The organism is Meiothermus sp. QL-1, from assembly GCF_003351145.1.
Taxonomy (GTDB): domain Bacteria; phylum Deinococcota; class Deinococci; order Deinococcales; family Thermaceae; genus Meiothermus.
Map to the genome: position 1 here is coordinate 481415 of NZ_QQSV01000001.1, position 17548 is coordinate 498962.

At 67.8% G+C, this 17548-nt stretch carries 19 protein-coding genes; 6 read left to right on the plus strand and 13 right to left on the minus strand.

The features are described 5' to 3' along the window. The first annotated feature begins 41 nt into the window (after window positions 1–41). On the plus strand, window positions 42–923 hold the full coding sequence (pdxS, locus tag DV704_RS02410; RefSeq protein WP_114797939.1) for a pyridoxal 5'-phosphate synthase lyase subunit PdxS: 882 nt from the start codon (window positions 42–44) through the stop codon (window positions 921–923). On the opposite strand, the gene DV704_RS02415 is transcribed toward pdxS, so the two are convergent. Genes DV704_RS02415 through hisA form a run of 3 tightly spaced genes read right to left on the minus strand, consistent with a single transcriptional unit; the run spans window position 881 to window position 3887 of the window. Next, window positions 881–2872, minus strand: coding sequence for a DHH family phosphoesterase (locus DV704_RS02415; RefSeq protein WP_114797940.1), 1992 nt, complete (start codon window positions 2870–2872; stop codon window positions 881–883). The genes pdxS and DV704_RS02415 overlap by 43 nt on opposite strands. Continuing rightward, a complete protein-coding gene (locus tag DV704_RS02420; protein ID WP_114797941.1) occupies window positions 2869–3177 on the minus strand; it encodes a LapA family protein in 309 nt (102 codons plus the stop codon). Before DV704_RS02420 ends, DV704_RS02415 begins: the two co-directional genes overlap by 4 nt. After that, window positions 3174–3887 carry a 1-(5-phosphoribosyl)-5-[(5-phosphoribosylamino)methylideneamino]imidazole-4-carboxamide isomerase gene (hisA, locus tag DV704_RS02425; RefSeq protein WP_114797942.1) on the minus strand — a complete coding sequence of 238 codons (714 nt, stop codon included), beginning with the start codon at window positions 3885–3887 and terminating at the stop codon, window positions 3174–3176. The genes DV704_RS02420 and hisA overlap by 4 nt, the downstream gene beginning before the upstream one ends. A 53-nt stretch (window positions 3888–3940) precedes the next feature. Between hisA and DV704_RS02430 the strand changes: the two genes are divergently transcribed. Continuing rightward, window positions 3941–6040, plus strand: a complete 2100-nt coding sequence (locus tag DV704_RS02430; protein WP_114797943.1) for an ATP-dependent helicase — start codon at window positions 3941–3943, stop codon at window positions 6038–6040. Here DV704_RS02430 and DV704_RS02435 read toward each other — a convergent pair. Continuing rightward, window positions 6037–7137 (minus strand): type IV pilus twitching motility protein PilT, encoded by a 1101-nt coding sequence (locus DV704_RS02435; protein WP_114797944.1) that lies wholly within the window; start codon window positions 7135–7137, stop codon window positions 6037–6039. The two genes, DV704_RS02430 and DV704_RS02435, sit on opposite strands and share 4 nt — an antisense overlap. A gap of 162 nt (window positions 7138–7299) precedes the next feature. Between DV704_RS02435 and DV704_RS02440 the strand changes: the two genes are divergently transcribed. After that, complete coding sequence (locus DV704_RS02440) at window positions 7300–7578, plus strand: hypothetical protein (protein ID WP_114797945.1); 279 nt, start codon at window positions 7300–7302, stop codon at window positions 7576–7578. Here the strand turns inward: DV704_RS02440 and cysK are convergent. After that, window positions 7568–8509 carry a cysteine synthase A gene (gene cysK / locus DV704_RS02445; protein ID WP_114797946.1) on the minus strand — a complete coding sequence of 314 codons (942 nt, stop codon included), beginning with the start codon at window positions 8507–8509 and terminating at the stop codon, window positions 7568–7570. The genes DV704_RS02440 and cysK overlap by 11 nt on opposite strands. A gap of 99 nt (window positions 8510–8608) precedes the next feature. On the opposite strand from cysK, the gene DV704_RS02450 reads away from it, so the two are divergent. After that, entirely contained in the window at window positions 8609–9079 is a 471-nt protein-coding gene (locus DV704_RS02450; RefSeq protein ID WP_114798022.1) for a peptidylprolyl isomerase, read from the plus strand. Here the strand turns inward: DV704_RS02450 and DV704_RS02455 are convergent, their stop codons facing one another. Genes DV704_RS02455 through DV704_RS02475 form a run of 5 tightly spaced genes read right to left on the minus strand, consistent with a single transcriptional unit; the run spans window position 9080 to window position 12683 of the window. After that, a complete protein-coding gene (locus DV704_RS02455) occupies window positions 9080–9613 on the minus strand; it encodes a hypothetical protein (RefSeq protein WP_114797947.1) in 534 nt (177 codons plus the stop codon). Beyond that, complete coding sequence (gene ubiE, locus DV704_RS02460) at window positions 9603–10331, minus strand: bifunctional demethylmenaquinone methyltransferase/2-methoxy-6-polyprenyl-1,4-benzoquinol methylase UbiE (RefSeq protein ID WP_114797948.1); 729 nt, start codon at window positions 10329–10331, stop codon at window positions 9603–9605. The genes DV704_RS02455 and ubiE overlap by 11 nt, the downstream gene beginning before the upstream one ends. Before the next feature lie 39 nt (window positions 10332–10370). Then, the gene (gene phoU, locus DV704_RS02465) at window positions 10371–11033 is read right to left on the minus strand and encodes a phosphate signaling complex protein PhoU (protein WP_114797949.1); all 663 of its coding nucleotides are present in this window, start codon (window positions 11031–11033) and stop codon (window positions 10371–10373) included. A 15-nt stretch (window positions 11034–11048) separates the two neighbouring features. Further along, on the minus strand, window positions 11049–12008 hold the full coding sequence (locus DV704_RS02470) for a sensor histidine kinase KdpD (RefSeq protein WP_114798023.1): 960 nt from the start codon (window positions 12006–12008) through the stop codon (window positions 11049–11051). Window positions 12009–12014: 6 nt separating this feature from the next. Continuing rightward, window positions 12015–12683: a response regulator transcription factor gene (locus tag DV704_RS02475; RefSeq protein WP_114797950.1), complete on the minus strand. Its 669-nt coding sequence runs from the start codon at window positions 12681–12683 to the stop codon at window positions 12015–12017. 70 nt (window positions 12684–12753) lie between these two features. On the opposite strand from DV704_RS02475, the gene DV704_RS02480 reads away from it, so the two are divergent. Together DV704_RS02480 and DV704_RS02485 are read left to right on the plus strand one after the other, a co-directional pair. Further along, window positions 12754–13362: a thymidine kinase gene (locus DV704_RS02480; protein WP_369910842.1), complete on the plus strand. Its 609-nt coding sequence runs from the start codon at window positions 12754–12756 to the stop codon at window positions 13360–13362. A gap of 2 nt (window positions 13363–13364) precedes the next feature. Continuing rightward, entirely contained in the window at window positions 13365–14738 is a 1374-nt protein-coding gene (locus DV704_RS02485; protein WP_114797951.1) for an acetyl-CoA hydrolase/transferase family protein, read from the plus strand. Here the strand turns inward: DV704_RS02485 and DV704_RS02490 are convergent. From DV704_RS02490 to DV704_RS02500, 3 genes are read right to left on the minus strand one after another with little or no spacing between them, the layout of a single operon-like run. Continuing rightward, window positions 14722–15693, minus strand: coding sequence for an NADPH:quinone oxidoreductase family protein (locus DV704_RS02490; RefSeq protein WP_114797952.1), 972 nt, complete (start codon window positions 15691–15693; stop codon window positions 14722–14724). The genes DV704_RS02485 and DV704_RS02490 overlap by 17 nt on opposite strands. A 35-nt stretch (window positions 15694–15728) precedes the next feature. After that, window positions 15729–16058 (minus strand): YraN family protein, encoded by a 330-nt coding sequence (locus DV704_RS02495; protein WP_114797953.1) that lies wholly within the window; start codon window positions 16056–16058, stop codon window positions 15729–15731. Next, entirely contained in the window at window positions 16055–17536 is a 1482-nt protein-coding gene (locus DV704_RS02500; protein ID WP_233498212.1) for a PASTA domain-containing protein, read from the minus strand. The genes DV704_RS02495 and DV704_RS02500 overlap by 4 nt, the downstream gene beginning before the upstream one ends. Between the last annotated feature and the right edge of the window lie 12 nt (window positions 17537–17548).

The window sequence follows — 17548 nt, forward strand, 5'->3', positions numbered from 1 at the left end:
GCCAGGGGTAAACCCCGTATCCTAGGTGGTTGGAGGAAGGAATGGAGAAAGGAACCCTGCGGGTCAAAACCGGATTCGCCGAGATGTTCAAGGGGGGCGTGATCATGGACGTGGTCAACGCCCAGCAGGCCGAGATTGCCCAGGAGGCTGGGGCGGTGGCGGTGATGGCGCTGGAGCGCGTTCCCGCCGATATTCGTGCCCAGGGCGGCGTGGCCCGCATGTCTGACCCCAAGCTGATCAAGGAGATTATGGCTGCGGTCTCCATCCCGGTGATGGCCAAGTGCCGCATCGGCCACTTTGTGGAGGCCCAGATCCTGGAGGCCATCGGGGTGGATTTCATCGACGAGTCGGAGGTGCTCACCCCAGCCGATGAGTCCTTCCACATCGACAAGCACGCCTTTAAGGTGCCCTTCGTTTGCGGGGCCACCGATATCGGCGAGGCCCTGCGCCGCATCGCCGAGGGGGCCGCGATGATCCGCACCAAGGGCGAGGCTGGCACCGGCAACGTGGTGGAGGCGGTGCGGCACGCCCGCAAGGTGCTCGGGGGCATCCGGCAGATCCAGGCCACCCCCCGCGAGGAGCTGATGACCCTGGCCAAGAACCTGGGGGCCCCCTATGAGCTGGTGCTCTGGGTGCACGAGCACGGGCGGCTGCCGGTGGTCAACTTCGCCGCGGGCGGGGTGGCCACCCCTGCCGACGCTGCGCTCATGATGCAGCTTGGGATGGACGGGGTTTTTGTGGGTTCGGGGATTTTCAAGTCGGGCGACCCGCGCAAACGGGCCCGGGCCATCGTGCGGGCGGTGACCCACTACAACAACCCCGAGGTGCTGGCCGAGGTCTCCGAAGACCTGGGCGAGCCCATGGTCGGCATCAACCTGGACTACCTCTCCGAGGAGGAGCGGCTCGCCCGGCGGGGCTGGTAGACCGCGGCGGCCAGGGTCTGCCAGTAGCGCTCGAGGCTGTGCCCCAAAAGCGCCGCCAGCCCCGAACGGTAGGCGGAGACCACCTGCCGCCCCAAAGCTCCCAGGATGGGATTGGGGTGGGTTTCCAGTTCCTCCAGCGCCTTCTCCGAAAGGGCCAGGAAGACCCGGGGGGGGCGGCAGGGGGTGGGTGGGAGGCTGAACCAGTAAGCGGCCTCCTCGGGGGGTACCACCTCGACGCCCTGAGCCCTGAACCAGGAGGCCCCCTCGGGCCGCACGTACACCCGGGCTTTTTCCGTCAGGGCCCGGGTTAGTCCCTGGCGGAAGGGCACCGGCAGGGCCCAGACCTCCCCTAAAGCCCCCTCGGGCAGGGCCTCCCGGTAGGCCTCGGCCCGGAGTTCCAGATACTCCTCCCCGTTCCACCGGTTGAGAACCAGTTCGGCGGCCAGCTCTACTTGCTCGGGCAGGTTTTCCCCGCTATCGCGCCAGCGCACCACCCGCAGGCCGCCCAGGCGGAAGGCGAGGTGCCGGCCCTCGCTCAGGGTGCGCACCCCTTCGGGCCGCCCCCGCAGATAGAAGAGGGGCTTGGGGTTGCCCTCCCCGGTGGGCTCCAGGAGCTCTAAGGCCCGGTACAGCCCTCCTAAGTCTTCCCCCTCCAGCCAGCCGTCGAGCAGAATCTCGGGCACGGGCGCAGGGAACCGGCCCACGTACGCCTGGACCGAGCGGGTGAAGGCGGGAATCTCGGCTTCCTCGATGGCAAAGCCGGCCGCCTGGGCGTGCCCGCCAAAGCGCTTCAGGTGGGCCCTGGCGTGCTGCAGGGCCCCCACCGCGCTGATGCCGGGGGTGGAGCGCACCGAGCCCTTGCCCTGGGCGATGATGAAGACCGGCTTGTGGTGCCGCTCCAAGAGCCGGCTGGCCACGATGCCCATCACCCCGGGGTGGCCCTCAGGGTCGTGGAGGACCAAAGCCGGGAGGGAAGGGTCGAGCTGGGCCTCCAGGCGAGCCAGCATGGCCTCCTCGATGCGCTGGCGTTCGGTGTTGAGGCGGTTCAGGGTCTCGGTTAGCAGGGGAATCCGCGCCGGGTCCTCGCTGGTGAGGAGCTCCAGGGCCAGCTCGGCCTGGCCCAGCCGCGAGGCCGCGTTGAGGCGGGGGGCGATGCGAAAGGCCACCTCGTGGGCGCTGTAGGCGCGGCAGTGCTTCCGGGCCAGCTCCCTGAGCCCCGGATGGGCCGATTCCCTGAGGCGGCGCAGGCCCTCCTGGACCAGGGCCCGGTTGAAGCCCTGCAGAGGGGCCACGTCGGCGATGGTGCCGATGGCGGCCAGGTCGGCGTACTCGAGGGGAGGAGGCAGCCCCAGCAGGTCGTGCACCTGCCACAAAAGCAGAAAGGCCACCCCTGCCCCGGTGGGGTGGGGCTGGCCCTGGAGGGCGGGCGAGAGGGCAGGGTGCACGATGAGGCCGGGGGGCGGGGTGGGGCCTGGGGTGTGGTGGTCGGTGACCACCACCGAGAGGCCGTTCTCGGCCAGCTCTTTTAGCTCGGCGTGGTTGGTGATGCCGCAATCCACCGTGATAAAGAGCTCGCAGGCCTCCAGGTGCTCGGGCACCCGGTCCATCAGGACCCCGTAGCCCTCCTCCAGGCGATGGGGAATGAAGGGGTGGACACAGGCCCCGAGGTTTTCGAGCCCCTTGAGCAGGATGGCCGTACCGGTGAGGCCGTCGGCGTCGTAGTCGCCGTGGACGCGGATGCGCTCGCCCCGCTCCAGGGCCTGAAGGAGTCGCTTGGCGGCGCTTTCCAGGTTTGGGAGGGGCAACGGCGCGAGAGGCGGGAAGAGGTCTGCTTTTCCCCGGAAGCCCCGGTTCCACAGCACCGCGGCGGCCAGAGGGGGGATGGCGAGCTCCTCCACCAGGCGCCGGAGCTCCTCCGAAGGAGGCCAGGGGCGGAACCTCCAGCTCATAGGCGGTCGGGAATGACCGGGGTTTCCTCGGGGTGCTGCCTCTTGAGGGCCTCGAGTTCGGCGCGCACCTGCTTGAGCTCGCGGTGGCGCTGGCGCAAAGCGGCCTGTGCCCCCAGCCAGCCCGAGAGCACATAAAGGCCCATCACCACGAGGCCCAGCCCAAAGGCGGCCAGCACCAGAAAGGCCACGTGCACCGGCCCCCAGGGGCTCCCCAGGAGGAGGTTGGGTTCTAAGGTGTAGAGCCCCCAGGTACCGGCGGCCACCGCCAGCACAACCAGAAAGGCCAGCCCGCTCAGCGCCCTCATGCTAGCAGTCTACCCCAACGCCCGAGGTCGATCCGCCCCTCGTACAGGGCCCTGCCCACCAGGGCCCCCTCCACCCCCAGCCCCCGCAGGGCCTCGAGGTCGGCCTCCGAGGCAATCCCACCCCCCGCGATGAGCTGGCCCGGCCAGGCCGCCCGCACCACCCGCACCGGCCCCTGGTCGAGGCCCCTCAGGGTGCCGTCCCGCCGCACGTCGGTGTAGATCAGGGTGCGCACCCCGGCCGCCCAGAAGCGCCGGCAGGCCTCCGGCACCTGCAGGGGTGTGGCCTCGGTCCAGCCCGAGACCACCACCTCCAGCCCCCTGGCATCCAGGCTGACCACCACCCGCTCGGGGCCCAACGTTTCTAGCATGGCCTCGAGCACCCCAGGCGCCTTCACCGCCACGGTGCCCACCACCACCCGCTGGGCCCCCAGGGCCAGCAGGGCCTGGGCCGCCTCCAGGCTGCGCACCCCGCCCCCCACCTGGAAGGGCACCCCGAGGTTTTGCGCGATGTCTGCGATGACCTTTCGGTTCTCCCCCCGGCCGGTGGCCGCGTCCAGGTCCACCAGGTGCAGCATCGGGGCCCCCTGGGCCTGCCAGTGGAGGGCTGCTTCCACCGGGTCGTTGAAGTAGACCGTCTCGCGGCTGGGGTCGCCCTCGTAGAGCCTTACCACCCGCCCGCCTTGGATGTCCACCGCAGGTATCACCAGCACTTCCGGATTCTACCAATCCCCCGGTCCTCGGCCAGGTGTTAGACTTCTAACGCATGTCCGACCTCCTTTCCTCCCTGAATCCGGCCCAGCAGGAGGCCGTTCGGCACCTCCACGGCCCGGCTTTGGTGGTGGCCGGGGCCGGCTCTGGCAAGACCCGCACGGTGGTGCACCGCATCGCCTACCTTATGCGGGAGCACCGCGTCTACCCCAGCGAGATTCTGGCCGTGACCTTTACCAACAAGGCCGCCGGCGAGATGAAGGAGCGCCTGGTGGCCATGGTGGGCCCCCAGGCCAAGGACCTCTGGGTCTCCACCTTCCACGCGGCAGCGGTGCGCATTCTGCGCGTCTACGGCGAGTACGTGGGCCTCAGGCCGGGTTTCGTCATCTACGACGACGATGACCAGAACACCCTGCTGAAAGAGGTCCTGAAGGAGCTTGGAATAGAGGCCAGGCCGGGGCCTCTCAGGGCCATGCTGGACCGGCTCAAGAACCAGGGCCAGGGCCTGGAGGCCTTCTTGCGCGAGGCCCCCGATTTCATCGGCGGGGTGCCCAAGGCAGAGGCGGCCGAGGTCTACCGCAGGTACCAGGCCGCCCTGCAGGCGCAGAGCGCGGTGGACTTCAACGATCTATTGCTCCTCACCATCCGGCTTTTCGAGACCCACCCCGAGGTGCTGCAAAAGGTGCGGCAGCGGGCCCGGTTCATCCATGTGGACGAGTACCAGGACACCAACCCGGTGCAGTACCGCCTGGTCAGGCTTCTGGCCGGAGAGCGGCCCAACCTGATGGTGGTGGGCGACCCCGACCAGAGCATCTACGGTTTTCGCGCGGCCGACCTGCACAACATCCTTCGCTTCACCCAGGACTACCCGGAGGCCAGGGTGATACGCCTGGAGGAGAACTACCGCTCGAGCGCCAGCATCCTGCGGGTGGCCAACGCGGTGATCGAGAAAAACACCCTCCGGCTGGAAAAGGTCCTTCGTCCTACCAAATCAGGGGGGGAGCCGGTGCGGCTCTACAGGGCCCCCGACGCCCGCGAGGAGGCCGCCTTCGTGGCCCGGGAGGTCAGCAGGCTGGGCAATTATGCCGGTATTGCGGTGCTCTACCGCACCAACGCCCAGTCCCGCCTGCTGGAGGAGCACCTGCGACGGGCAGGGGTGCCGGTGCGGCTGGTGGGGGCGGTGAGCTTCTTTGAGCGGCGGGAAATCAAGGACCTGCTGGCCTACGCCCGGGTGGCGGTCAACCCCGCCGATGCCCTCAACCTGCGCCGGATTGTGAACACTCCCCCCCGGGGCATTGGGGCCAGCACCATAGCCAAGCTGGCCGAGCACGCCCAGGCCAACGGGATAAGCCTTTACGAGGCCTTTCGCGCGGCCTCCTCGGTGCTGAGCCGGCCCCAGGCGGTGGAGGCTTTCCTGGAGCTTTTGGAGGGTTTGCGGGAGGCGGCCTTCGAGAGTGGGCCGGTTGCCTTTTTCGAGCGGGTGCTGGACGAGACCGGTCTTTTGGAGGCTTTGCGCGAGGAGCCGGATGGGGAGGACCGCCTGCAGAACGTGGAGGAGCTTCTGCGGGCAGCGCGCGACTGGGAACGGGAGGAGGGGGGAAGCCTGGCGGACTTCCTGGACGCGGTGGCCCTCACGGCCAAGGCCGAGGAGCCGCAGGGCGAGGCAGCAGGGGAGGCGGTCACCCTGATGACCCTGCACAACGCCAAGGGGCTCGAGTTCCCCGTCGTCTTCCTGGTGGGCCTGGAGGAGAACCTCCTGCCCCACCGCAACAGCCTGAGCCGCCTGGAGGACCTGGAGGAGGAGCGGCGGCTTTTCTACGTGGGCATCACCCGGGCCCAGGAGCGGCTCTACCTCTCCTATGCCGAGGAGCGCGAGGTGTACGGCCGGCGCGAGCCCACCCGCCCAAGCCGCTTTCTGGAGGATATACCCCGGGAGCTGCTTCAGGAGGTGGGCTTCTTCGACGAGCCGAAGATGCCCCGCGCCAGGCCCGAAGCCCGGCCAGCGGAGTTCAGGGGCGGGGAAAAAGTGCGCCACCCCCGCTTTGGCCAGGGCACGGTGGTGGCGGCCATGGGGGGCGAGGTGACGGTGATGTTCCCGGGGGTGGGCCTCAAGCGCCTGGCGGTGAGGTTTGCCGGCCTGGAGCGCCTGGACTAGTAGCCCCGGCCAGTGGCCTTGGTGAGCATCAGCTTGAGCTCGTGGGGGCTGGTGGCCGAGGCCTCGGCGTCCTCCAGGCTGATGAGGCCCTGGGTGTAGAGCTCCACCAGGTGCTGGTCGAAGGTCTGCATGCCGTGCAGGTTGTCCTGCAGCATGGCGTCCTTGATCTGGGGGGTTTTGTGCTCGTCTTTTATGAGCTCGCGCACGAAGGGGGTGGCCAGCAGGATTTCCAGGGCCAGCACCCGCCCCTGTCCGTCGGCCCTGGGGAGGAGCCTTTGCGAGAGGATACCCAGCAGCGACTCTGCTAGAAGGATGCGGATCTGCAGGTGTTCGTGCAGAGGGAAGAAGTCGATGATGCGGTTGATGGTGCGGATGGCGTCCAGGGTGTGCAGGGTGGAGAAGACCAGGTGGCCGGTCTGGGCGGCCATGATGGCGGCCTCCACCGTTTCGCGGTCGCGCATCTCACCGATCAGAATCACATCGGGGTCCTGCCGCATGGCGTACTTGAGCCCAGAGGCGAAGGAGTCGGTATCCACCCCTACTTCCCGCTGCACCACCAGGCTCTTCTTGTGCTTGTGCAGGAACTCGATGGGGTCCTCGATGGTGACGATGTTCTTGGGGTAGTGCAGGTTGATGTGGTCGATGAGGGCGGCCAGGGTGGTGGACTTGCCCGAGCCGGTAGGACCGGTAACCAGGACCAGTCCGCGCTCCTTGGCAGCCAGCCGTTCCATCACCGCCCGGGGCAGGCCCAGGGCCTCGAAGCTGGGGATGTTCTCCGATACTACCCGCATAACCAGGCCCAGGCTGCCCCGCTGGTGCAGCAGGTTGCAGCGGAAGCGGGCCAGGCCCGGGATGGTGTAGGCGAAGTCCATCTCCTTTTTGTACTCGAGCTCCTCGAGCTGGGCCGGGCTGAGCAGGCTGCGCACAATCTGGGCCACATCGCTGGGGGAGAGGGTCTTGGTGGTGAAGGGCTTGAGTTTTCCGTCGATCCGCACCGTGGGCGGTGCGCCGGCCTGGAGATGGATGTCAGAGGCCCGGGCCTCCACCATGCTCCGCAGCATCTCGGTGATGGGGGTGGGGGTTTGGGTGGTGCTCATGGGGCTTCCTCGGCAGGAACAGGCGGCCAGGGCAGTTTATTGTATGATTGCAGCCGGATATTACCGGACCGCCTGCCTAGGCTAGTATAGGGCACGCCGCTAGGCCTCTTGGTCCAAATGCACATCTGGTGTTTGGCGGGGAAGACGGTTACACTCTACCCCGTGGGCAAAAGACGTCGCGAGGAAAAACTCAAGCGTCGGGCGCAACAGCGGGTACCGCTTACGGGGCGGGATATGCTGCGGCTTTTTCCGGGCCTTTTCCTCAGGGCCTTTGTGGTCATCCTGCCCCTTTCGCTCCTGATGAGCTACCTGGGGGCCAGCGGGGTCACCCTCTTCAACAACTTCTGGGTGCAGATGGGGGTTTACCTGGCCGCCTACATCATCTTCAACCGCTTCATCTTCGGCCCGGTGCGCAACTACCGTCCTCCGGCTAAGAAGTGACCGGCTGGGCCACTCCGGCCTCCTCCGCGAATAGGGGGGTGGACAGGTACTTCATGCCGGAGTCGCAGGCGATGGTCAGCACCCGCTTGCCTGGTCCCAGCTCGCGGGCCACCTGCAAGGCGGCCCAGATCATGCCGGTGGCGCTCATGCCCACGAAAAGCCCTTCCTGGCGGGCCAGGGGTTTGGCCAGGGGGAAGGCGTCCTCCTCCAGCACCTGGATTACCCGGTCGAGGAGGCTCACGTCCAGGTTGGGGGGGATGAAGCCTGGTCCCATCCCCTGGAACTGGTGGGGCCCCATCTGCCCCCCCGAGAGCACGTTGCTGCGGGCCGGCTCGCAGGCGATAATCTGCACCTTGGGCAGCCGTTCGCGCAGGTAACGCCCCACCCCCATGATGGTGCCCCCGGTACCGGAGCCGTACACAAAAGCATCCAGCCGCCCTTCCATCTGGGCGAAGATTTCCGGGCCGGTGGTCTCGTAGTGGGCGCGGGCGTTGGCGGGATTGTCGAACTGGTTGGGCATGAAGGCCCCTGTCTCGGCCACGATGCGCTGGGCCTCCTCGATGGCGGCCAGCATGCGGCGGCTGGGGTCGGTCAGGATAAGCTCGGCCCCGTAGGCCCTGAGGATGCGCTTGCGCTCTTCGGACATCTGGGCCGGCATGGTCAGGATGAGCCGGTAACCGCGGCTGGCGGCCACCATGGCCAGGCCGATTCCGGTGTTGCCGCTGGTGGGCTCCACGATGAGCTGGCCCGAGCCGGGTTTGAGGATGCCCCGTTCCTCGGCATCCTTGATCAGGTACCAGGCGGTGCGGTCCTTGATGGAGCCGCCGGGGTTGTTGCCCTCGAGCTTGACCCAGACCTCGGCCATGCCGGGCTCCACGATGCGCCGCAGCCTCACCACGGGCGTTTTGCCAATCACATCTTCGACAAACATGACGCCTCCCGGGGGCAGTATAGCCCCGGCTTAGGCCGGTTTCATCCCCAGGGTTTATACTTGGGCATCTCGGGGTTTCTCGGGAGAAAGGAAGTGTGTATGACTGCAAGCAAAGGCCAGGTGGTTTCCATCCGCTACACCCTGCGCGTGGACGAGGAGATCGTGGACCAGGGCGAGCTCGCCTACCTGCACGGTTACCACAACATCGTGCCGGGGCTGGAGGAGGCCCTGGAGGGCAAGGCGGTGGGGGAGCGGGTGGTGGTTTCGGTGCCCCCCGAGAAGGGCTACGGCCTCTACGACCCCGAAGGGGTGCAGGTGGTGGACCGGGCGGCCTTCCCCCCAGATGCCGAGCTGGCCGAAGGGGCCATGTTCTACGCGGAGGACGCGCAGGGGAACCCCATGCCCTTCACCGTCCTGGCCGTGGATGGCGACAGCGTGACCATTGACTTCAACCACGCGTTGGCCGGCGAGACCCTTGACTTCGACGTGACCCTGACCGCAGTGCGGCCGGCTACCCCGGAGGAGCTCGAGCACGGCCACGTCCACGACCTGCACGGCCACCCGCACTGATCAGGCTCCAAGCCCGCCCAGCAGGGGCTGGCCCTGCTCGAGCCGAAAAAGCAGGAAGGCGTTTTTATCCCGCAGCATCACCCAAAGCTGCTGGTGGTCCTTCAGGCGCAGGAAAAGCGGCAGGGCGTAGCGGGGTTCTCCCCGCTCGATGCGGGTGTGACCCAGGTTGTAGGCCAGGTAGAAGTCCTGGGGGTCTTGCATTTGAGGGGTGTAGAAGAGCACCAGCTCGACCGGTTCCTTTTCGGCCCGCACCAGGGCCTCCCAGACCAGCTCCTGGGCCTCCTTCGCGCTAAGATACTGCCCCTGGATGGGGCCCAGCCGGGCATAGAAGGCGGCGGGGAGCTTTTTGAATTCGTAGTAGAACCCCCCAGGCCCGTGCGACCAGCGCACAATCTCGTTTTCCCCGGCGTGGCCCTGGGCCTTTTCGCGGGCATACTCGCGCGCCAGCGACATCCCCTCTAGGTCGGGTAGCTCGCCGGTTTCCAGGCTTTGCAGAAGGAGGGGCTGGGGGTCTATCTCCAGGTTATGCGGCATGAATACCTCCGCGACGGGGCCATCTTTTTTCCCCGATATGGAGGGCGGCTATACCGCCGGTGAAGAGCTGGTAGCGGGTATCAAAGCCGGCCCGGTCCATCATGGCGGCCAGGGTGGGGGGGTCGGGGAAGTGCTCCACCGACTCCGGCAGGTAGCGGTAAGCCTGGGGGTTGCCGGAGACGAGGCCGCCGATGAGGGGCAGCAGGCGGGTGAAGTAGAGGCGGTAGAGCCGCCCCAGCCCGGTCTTGGGGGGCGGGGGGAACTCGAGGAGGCAGAGCCGCCCCCCAGGGGCCAGCACCCGGTGGAGCTCCTCCAGCGCTTTGGTGTGGTCGGCGAAGTTGCGGAAGCCGAAGGCGATGGTCACCGCTTCGAAGCGCCCGTCGGGGAAGGGCAGGGCCAGGGCGTCGGCTTCCAAGAAGAGGATATCCAGGCCTGCTTTTCGGGCCTTCTGGCGGGCGCGCTCGAGCATGGGCGGGGCAAAGTCGGCCCCCACCACCTCAACCTGGGGGGCCTGCCGCTTGAGCAGGAGCGCCACGTCGCCGGTACCGGTGGCCAGGTCGAGGACGCTTTGGGGGGCTTTTTCCAAGGCGGCCCTGACCAGGGCCTGGCGCCAGCGGCGGTCGATGCCTGCTGAAAGGATGCGGTTGAGCAGGTCGTAGCGGGGGGCAATCTCGGAGAACATCCGCCGCACAGCCTGGGCCTTCTCCTCGCGCGACACGGGGAGAGTCTAGCACGGCTGGGGCAGGTGGTATAGGTGCTAGTAGACGTCCTCGGGTTTTTTCTCCATCTTGCCGGTGAGCCAGTAGATGATCCGCTCGGAGATGTTTTCCAGGTGGTCGCCCAGGCGTTCGTAGCTGCGGGCCACCCGGCCTAGGGTGAGGGCTTTGGTGATGGTGCGGGGGTCCTCCATCATGTAGGTGAGCAGCTCGCGCGAGACCTCCTCATAAAGCCCGTCGATCTCGTCGTCGCGGCGGAAGACCTCCTTGGCCGCCTCCAGGTCGCGTTCGGCGATGGCCTTGGAGATGAGGTCCAGCATCAGGGTAAGCCGGCGGCCCATGTCGGGCAGGGTGATGTAGTTCTTGAGGGGGGGTTCCTTGGTCAGGATGACCACATCCTCGGCCACGTGGGCCGCATAGTCGCCGGCCCGCTCGAGGTCGGTCAGGGCCTTGATGATGGTGAAGGTGAAGCGCAGGTCAGAGGCCACCGGGGCCTGGCGGGCCATGATGGCGATGGCCTCTGACTCAATTTCCATCTCCAGGGCGTCCACCTGCTTGTCCTGGGCGATGACCTCCTGGGCGAGCCCGGAGTCTTGGTCGGCCAGGGCCTTGGCGCTTTTTTCCACCATCTCGCGCACTATCGAGATCATGCGGATGGTCTGTTCGGTGATGTGGCCTAGTTCGCGGTCGAGTCCTTCGCGCATAGCTTTCTCCTTAGTTTACACGGGCCTCGAGGTGGCCCGCTGCTGGCCTCGGCTTTCGGCCTGGAGGGGGAAGGTGAAGCCGAAGGCATTCCCCCCCTCCAAAGGCCGCCCGTAGGCCTGCCCTCCCCAGCTAGCGGCCAGCCGCCGCACCAGGGCCAGCCCCAGCCCCGTGCCCCGCACGTTGGCCGCGTGCACCCCGCGCTGGCCCGGTTGGAAGAGCCGCTCGAACTCCTTCAGCGGTTCCCCCTCGTTGCGGACCTCGAGCCGTATGCCCTCTGCGGTTTCCTCGCTCACCACCTGTATCTCCCTTCCGCTGCCGTACTTTAGCGCGTTGTCGAGCAGGTTGAGCAAAGCCTGGTAGACCGCATCGGGGTTGGCCCGCACCGTGTGGGGGGTTTGCCAGCGAATCCAGGCCGACTTCTCGGCCAAAAGGGGAGCTAGAAAGCGCTCGAGGCGGCCCTGCAGCTCCTCCAGCGCGAAGGTGCGCTCCAGGCCGGGGTGCTTGGTGAGGGGCAGGTCCTCCACCAGCCGGCGGAGCCGCTGGGTCTCCTGGTACAGAAGCTGCAGGGCCTCCTCGGCCTCTTCCCCCCTAAGCCCCCCCTGCAGGGCCTCCAGCAGCGAGAGCATCCCCGCCACAGGGGTGCGGAACTCGTGGGCCAGGACCCGGCTCGACTCCTCCAGCGCCTCCAGGCGGTTCTTCTCCTCGGTCTGGTCCCACAAAAGGAGGATGCCCGGCCGGGCCTTGATCCAAAGGGTGCGGCCCCGGCTTTCCACCGTGGCCTCTCCCCCCACGCGGCACAGCGCCTCCAGCTTGTGGTCGCGCAAGGCCAGCAGAAGCGGGCGGCCCACCACCTTTTCCCGCTCGACGCCCAGAAGGTGGGCGGCCACCGGGTTCAGGTAGACCACCCGGTTTTCCTGGAAGAGCAGCACCCCCTCCCGCGCCGCTTCCCAGGCGTTATGCAGGAGGGTGCCCAGCATACGCTATTCCTTGAAGCGGTAGCCCACCCCGCGCAGGGTTTCGAGGAAGCGGGGGTTCTTGGGGTCCTCGTTCAGCTTGTCGCGGAGCTGGGCCACATGCTGGTCCACCGTGCGCACGGTGCCCAAGAACTCCTGGCCCCAGACCCGTTCCAGGAGCTCCTCCCGGGTGTATACCCGCCCGGGGTGCCGGGCTAGGAAGGCCAGCAGGTCGAACTCGCGCCGGGTAAGCTCCAGGGGGTGGCCTTCTAGGAAGGCCTGGTGCCGCTCGAGGTCCAAGGAAAGCGCACCCCGCTCGATCCGCCCGCTCTTGCCCACCCGGCGCAGGAGGGCCTGCACCCGGGCGATGAGCTCAGGGGTGGAGAAGGGTTTGGTCAGGTAATCGTCGGCCCCGCGGTTCAGCCCCTCCACCCGGTCGTTCTCCCCGGCCCGGGCGGTGAGCATCAGCACCGGCAGGTGCTCGTAGCGCCCGTCCCGCCGGAGCCGCTCCAGGAGCCGGATGCCAGGCTCGTCCGGTAGCATCCAGTCCAGGATAACCAGGTCGGCCAGGGCCAGTTTTTCCCAGGCCTCGCCCACCGAGGCCGCCTCCAGCACCTGGTGACCGGCCTTGGAGAGTGAAAGCCGCAGGCCCATCCGCACGGAGGGCTCGTCCTCAACCAGGAGCAGCTTTGACATCAGCTACAGTCTAGCGCCGGCCCGGTCAACCCAGTGTCATGCCTCGCTCGGGTTGGTATGCTAGGCCTCCATGAGCCTGCCGCATCTGCCCCACCATCCGGGTTGGATAGAGGTGGTGGTCGGCCCCATGTTTTCGGGCAAGTCGGAGGAGCTCATCCGCCGGGTCAAGCGGGCCCTGTTTGCCCGCCAGCGGGTGATGGTCTTCAAGCCCCGCCTGGACGACCGCTACCACATCAGCGACGTTTTTAGCCACGATGGAAGGCGCGCTGAGGCCATTGCGGTGCGGGACTCGGCCGAGCTCAGGGCCCACCTGAGCGAGCCGCTGCCCGATGTGGTGGCGGTGGACGAGGCCCAGTTCTTCGACGCCGGCCTGGTGAAGCTGCTGCTGGGGCTGGCCGACCAGGGGGTGCGGGTCATCTGCGCCGGGCTGGACATGGACTTCCGTGGGGAGCCATTTGGCATCATGCCCGAGCTTTTGGCCCGGGCCGAGTACGTGCAGAAGCTCTTCGCGGTCTGCCCGGTATGCGGTGGCCCGGCCACCCGTACCCAGCGCTTTGTGAACGGCAAGCCCGCCCGCTACGACGACCCGGTGATCCAGGTAGGGGCGGCCGAGACCTACGAGCCCCGCTGCCGCCGCTGCCACGTGGTGGTGGCGCCGGAGGTGCAGGAGATTCTCTAGGTATGAAGAAGCTTTCCCGTACTGGCAAGGCCCTGGGCCGCAGCGAGGTGCAGAAGCTCTACCGCAGCAAGCGGGTGGACCTCGAGACCGCCGTGGGGATGGTGCGAAGCCACACCCGGGTCTACGTCTCAGGCAACGCCGCCACCCCCACCCCCCTCCTGGAGGCCCTGGCCGCCCGCAAGGACGAGCTGGAGGGGGTGGAGCTCGTGCATGTGCTCCAGCTCGGGCCGGACCCCTTTCTGTCCCCCGAGATGGAGGGGCATTTCCGCCGGCGCTCGCTTTTTGTGGGCCCCGCCGACCGCGAAGCGGTCAACAGCGGCCGGGCCGACTATGTGCCTATCTCGCTGCACCAGGTTCCCTGGCTCTTCAAACGGGGGGTGTTGCCGCTCGACTACGCCTTGGTCCAGGTCTCCCCCCCCGACGAGTTTGGCTTTGTGAGCCTGGGGGTGGAGGTTATCGCCACCAAGGCTGCCATCGAGACAGCCCGGCGGGTCATCGCCCTGGTCAACCGGCGGATGCCCCGCACCTTGGGGGATGCCTTCGTGCACATCTCGAAGTTTGCCGCTTTTGTGGAGGTGGAATTCCCTCTGCCCACCCTAGCCCGCGACCCCTACGGCGAGGTGGAGGCCCGCATCGGCCGGTATGTGGCCGACCTCATCGAGGATGGGGCCACCCTGCAGCTCGGCATCGGGGCCATTCCCGACGCGGTGCTGGCCCATCTTTCGGGCCGGCAGGACCTAGGCATTCACACCGAGATGATCTCGGACGGGGTGATGGAAGCGCTGGAGCGGGGCATCGTCACCGGCCAGCGCAAGACCCTCTTACCGGGCAAGGTGGTGGGGACTTTCGTGCTGGGTTCTGAGCGGCTTTACCGCTTTGTGCACAATAACCCCCTTTTTGAGATGCGCCCTGCCGATTGGGTGAACGACCCCTTCGTAATCGCCCGCAACGAGCGGATGGTGGCCGTCAACTCGGCCCTGGAGGTGGACCTCACCGGCCAGGTCTGCGCCGATTCGCTGGGTATTCGGATCTACTCCGGCTTCGGGGGCCAGCTCGACTTCATCCGAGGGGCCGCCGCCAGCCGCGGGGGTAAGCCCATCATCGCCCTGCCCAGCACCGGCAAGGGGGGCAGCCTGAGCCGGATCGTGCCCATGCTCAAGCCGGGGGCAGGGGTGGTGACCACCCGGGCCGACGTGCACTACGTGGTGACCGAGTACGGGGTGGCCGAGCTTTTCGGCAAGAGCCTGCGCGAGCGGGCCCAGGCCCTCATCCAGATTGCCCATCCCAGCTACCGCGAGGCCCTGAGCCAGGCAGCCTTCGAGCGGGGGCTTTTACCCCGGGGCTACCCGGGGTTTGGGCCTACGGCTCGAGGATGACCTTTCCCGTGTTTCTTCGGCTCAGCATGAACTCGAAGGCCCGAGCGGCCTCCTCCAGCCGGAAGCGCTCCCCCACCACCGGGCGGATCTGGCCCGAGCTTATGAGCGGGGTGAGGAAGGCCTGGGCGGCCTGCAGGGCCGCAGGGTCGTTCAGGAAAGGGGTGAGCCAGACCCCGATCACGCTTTGGTTGCCCTTCATGAGCTCCACCGGGCGCATCTGGGCCAGGGTGCGGGAGGCCGAGCCGATCACCAGCAGCCGGCCCCGGTAGGCCAGCATCTTGAGGCTTTGGGCGAAGCCGTCCCCGCCCACCACCTCCATCAGGATGTCGACCCCATGGCCCCCGGTGGCCTCCCGGACGGCCCTGACCAGGTCGTCCTGGGTGCTGAGGAGGGTAACCTCGGCCCCCAGGCGGCGGCACAGGGCCAGCTTTTCCTCCTGGCTGGCCAGGGCCACCACCCGCAGGCCCAGGGCCCGGGCCACCTGGATGGCCGCGGTGCCCAGGGCTCCGGCGGCAGCCTGGATGAGCACCCACTCCCCGGGCCGGGCTTGGCCCTGGGTCACCAGGGCGAAGTAGGCGGTGAAGTAGGAGACGGGGAAGGCGGCGGCCTCGTAAGGGCTCATCTGGGAGGGGACAGCCAGGACCGAACGGGCGGGGGCCAGGGCGTACTCGGCGAAGGCCCCACCCCCTACCAAAGCGGCCACCCGCTGGCCCACCCTGAGGCCTTCCACCCCCTCGCCCAGGGCCTCGACCACCCCGGCCAGCTCCATGCCGGGCACGGTGGGGTATCGGGTGCGCACCAGGTATTCTCCGGCCACGTAAAGAATGTCGGCGAAATTGAGCCCGGCTGCCTCCACCCGCACCCGCACCTGTCCCGGGCCGGGCTCGGGTTTGGGCAGATCGACAAGCTGGAGCACCTCAGGGCCGCCGGCTCTCTCAACCAGTATGGCTTTCACGGGCCCAAGTTTACCGCGAAAGCAAGCAGCGGGTTCTAGAGCTCCCAAGGGAGGTGCTCGAGACGGTGGCGCTGGGGGGAACCATAGACCAGCACCACTTCCAGCCGCATCGGGAGGTCGTCGCGGCCCAGCAGGTACAAAGCTGAGCGGTAAACCCGCTGGTACTTGGCGGGGGTCAGGGCCTCCAGGGGTGAACCAAAGCTCTGGCCGCGGCGCTGCTTGACCTCTACCGCCACGTAGACCCCCCCGTCTTGCATCCACAGATCGACCTCGCCGTAGGGGGTGCGGCGGTTTTTTCCCAGCAGCCGATAGCCTTTGTCCTGCAGGTACCGGCAGGCCAGCGCCTCGGCCCAGCCCCCCCTCATAGGGGGGTCTCCAGCACAGTTTCGCCGTTTACCACCACCCGCATCACCGCATTGCCGCGTACCACGACCTCCTGGCTGAAGCTCCAGGGCTGCTCTACAGGCCCCTCAAAGACCGTGTTGATCAGCACCTCGTCCTGAACGGTAATTACCACCACCGCGTTGGGGATGTTCTCCGGCAGGGTATAGCTCACCACCACCCGGCGCTCCTGGGGGCCGGAGGGGGCGCTCTGTTCCGGGCTGGGGGCGGGTGGGGGGGGCTCGGGGGCGCTCAGGCGGGGCGGCGGGAAAGGCGAGGCTTTGGGAGTAGCAGCGGCCGGTTGGGCGGCTACAATGATGCGCACCGGGGCTTCGCGTGGCAGCGTTACTCCAGGGCCCGGCTCCTGCCCGATGACGCGGCCCTCGGGGGCCCCTGAGGGCACCCGCACCACCTGGGGAGAAAGTTCGGCCACCATCAGGATGTAGCGGGCCTGCTCTTCGGTGAGGTCGCTCAGGTCGGGTACCAGGGTCTCGCGGGGAGCGGGCCGGGTGCCGCTGGAGACCAGGAGCCTCACCCCCTCTCCCGGGCGCAGGGGCTGGCCCTCCCGGGGGATGCTGGTGAGCACGGTATCGGCGGTGTTGCCGCTGGCGATGCGGGTAACGCCGGCTATGCGGTAGCCGGCGGCCTCGAGGGCCCGCCGGGCATCCTCCAGCGAGCGGCCGCTGACGGTGGGGACGGTGCCCAGCCGGGGTTTGTTGAGGACCAGCTCGAGCCGCCGCCCCGGTTTGACTCGGGTGCCCGGGTTGGGGTCTTGCTCCAGGATCTGGTCCTCGGGCCGGGAGACGTCGCTGCCCTCGGTAAACTCGACCTTAAGGCCAAAGCCCCGTACGGCTTCCAGCGCCTCTCGGGGGGTTTTGCCCACCAGGTCGGGTAGCACGTACTCAGGGGGGTTCAGGTAGCGCTGCGCGGCCTCTGTGAGGGCCAGGCTGCCGAGGAGCAGCATCAGCAGGCCTGGCAGCCAGCCGGGCCAGCCTCGCCGGGGGGACGGGGGTCTCGGGGGCATGGGTTTTTCGGGTTGGGGGGAGGGAGGGGGCTCGGCCCGTGGGGGCGGGGCCACCTGGGGGCGCAGGCGCACCACCAGGGGCCGCCCGTTCTCCTCGGTGGCCTCGAGGTCCTCCTCGCGGTAGCCGAAAGGCTCGAGAAGCTCCAGCAGGGGCTTAATGCGGCGGGGGCGGTGGTGCGCTTTGGGTTCAGGCCAGAAGACGTAGTACCGGCCAGGGTTGGCCGAGACCACCACCCCCTCGAGCAGGAATCCCTGGGCCATGAGCCGGCGCACCGCGTTTTTGTAGCGGTGGAAGGCGGCACGGGCCTCGGGGGTGTGCACCTCGAACCAGTAAAGCCACCCCACCTGTCCTTCCGGGGTTGCCACCCGGAAGCCTTGCACGAAGCCCTGGGGGGGCTCCTCGCCTAGAACGGTGAACCTCTCATCCAGTACGGGCACCACCCGCGATTA

Coding starts and splice junctions, on each gene's coding strand:
- DV704_RS02420 (WP_114797941.1), bottom strand. CDS start 3,177: ATGAGGGCGCTGAGCGGGCTGGCCTTTCTGGTTGTGCTGGCGGTGGCC.
- pdxS (WP_114797939.1), top strand. CDS start 42: ATGGAGAAAGGAACCCTGCGGGTCAAAACCGGATTCGCCGAGATGTTC.
- DV704_RS02480 (WP_369910842.1), top strand. CDS start 12,754: ATGAGCCTGCCGCATCTGCCCCACCATCCGGGTTGGATAGAGGTGGTG.
- DV704_RS02435 (WP_114797944.1), bottom strand. CDS start 7,137: ATGAGCACCACCCAAACCCCCACCCCCATCACCGAGATGCTGCGGAGC.
- cysK (WP_114797946.1), bottom strand. CDS start 8,509: ATGTTTGTCGAAGATGTGATTGGCAAAACGCCCGTGGTGAGGCTGCGG.
- DV704_RS02430 (WP_114797943.1), top strand. CDS start 3,941: ATGTCCGACCTCCTTTCCTCCCTGAATCCGGCCCAGCAGGAGGCCGTT.
- DV704_RS02475 (WP_114797950.1), bottom strand. CDS start 12,683: ATGTCAAAGCTGCTCCTGGTTGAGGACGAGCCCTCCGTGCGGATGGGC.
- phoU (WP_114797949.1), bottom strand. CDS start 11,033: ATGCGCGAAGGACTCGACCGCGAACTAGGCCACATCACCGAACAGACC.
- DV704_RS02485 (WP_114797951.1), top strand. CDS start 13,365: ATGAAGAAGCTTTCCCGTACTGGCAAGGCCCTGGGCCGCAGCGAGGTG.
- DV704_RS02455 (WP_114797947.1), bottom strand. CDS start 9,613: ATGCCGCATAACCTGGAGATAGACCCCCAGCCCCTCCTTCTGCAAAGC.
- DV704_RS02415 (WP_114797940.1), bottom strand. CDS start 2,872: ATGAGCTGGAGGTTCCGCCCCTGGCCTCCTTCGGAGGAGCTCCGGCGC.
- DV704_RS02450 (WP_114798022.1), top strand. CDS start 8,609: ATGACTGCAAGCAAAGGCCAGGTGGTTTCCATCCGCTACACCCTGCGC.
- DV704_RS02495 (WP_114797953.1), bottom strand. CDS start 16,058: ATGAGGGGGGGCTGGGCCGAGGCGCTGGCCTGCCGGTACCTGCAGGAC.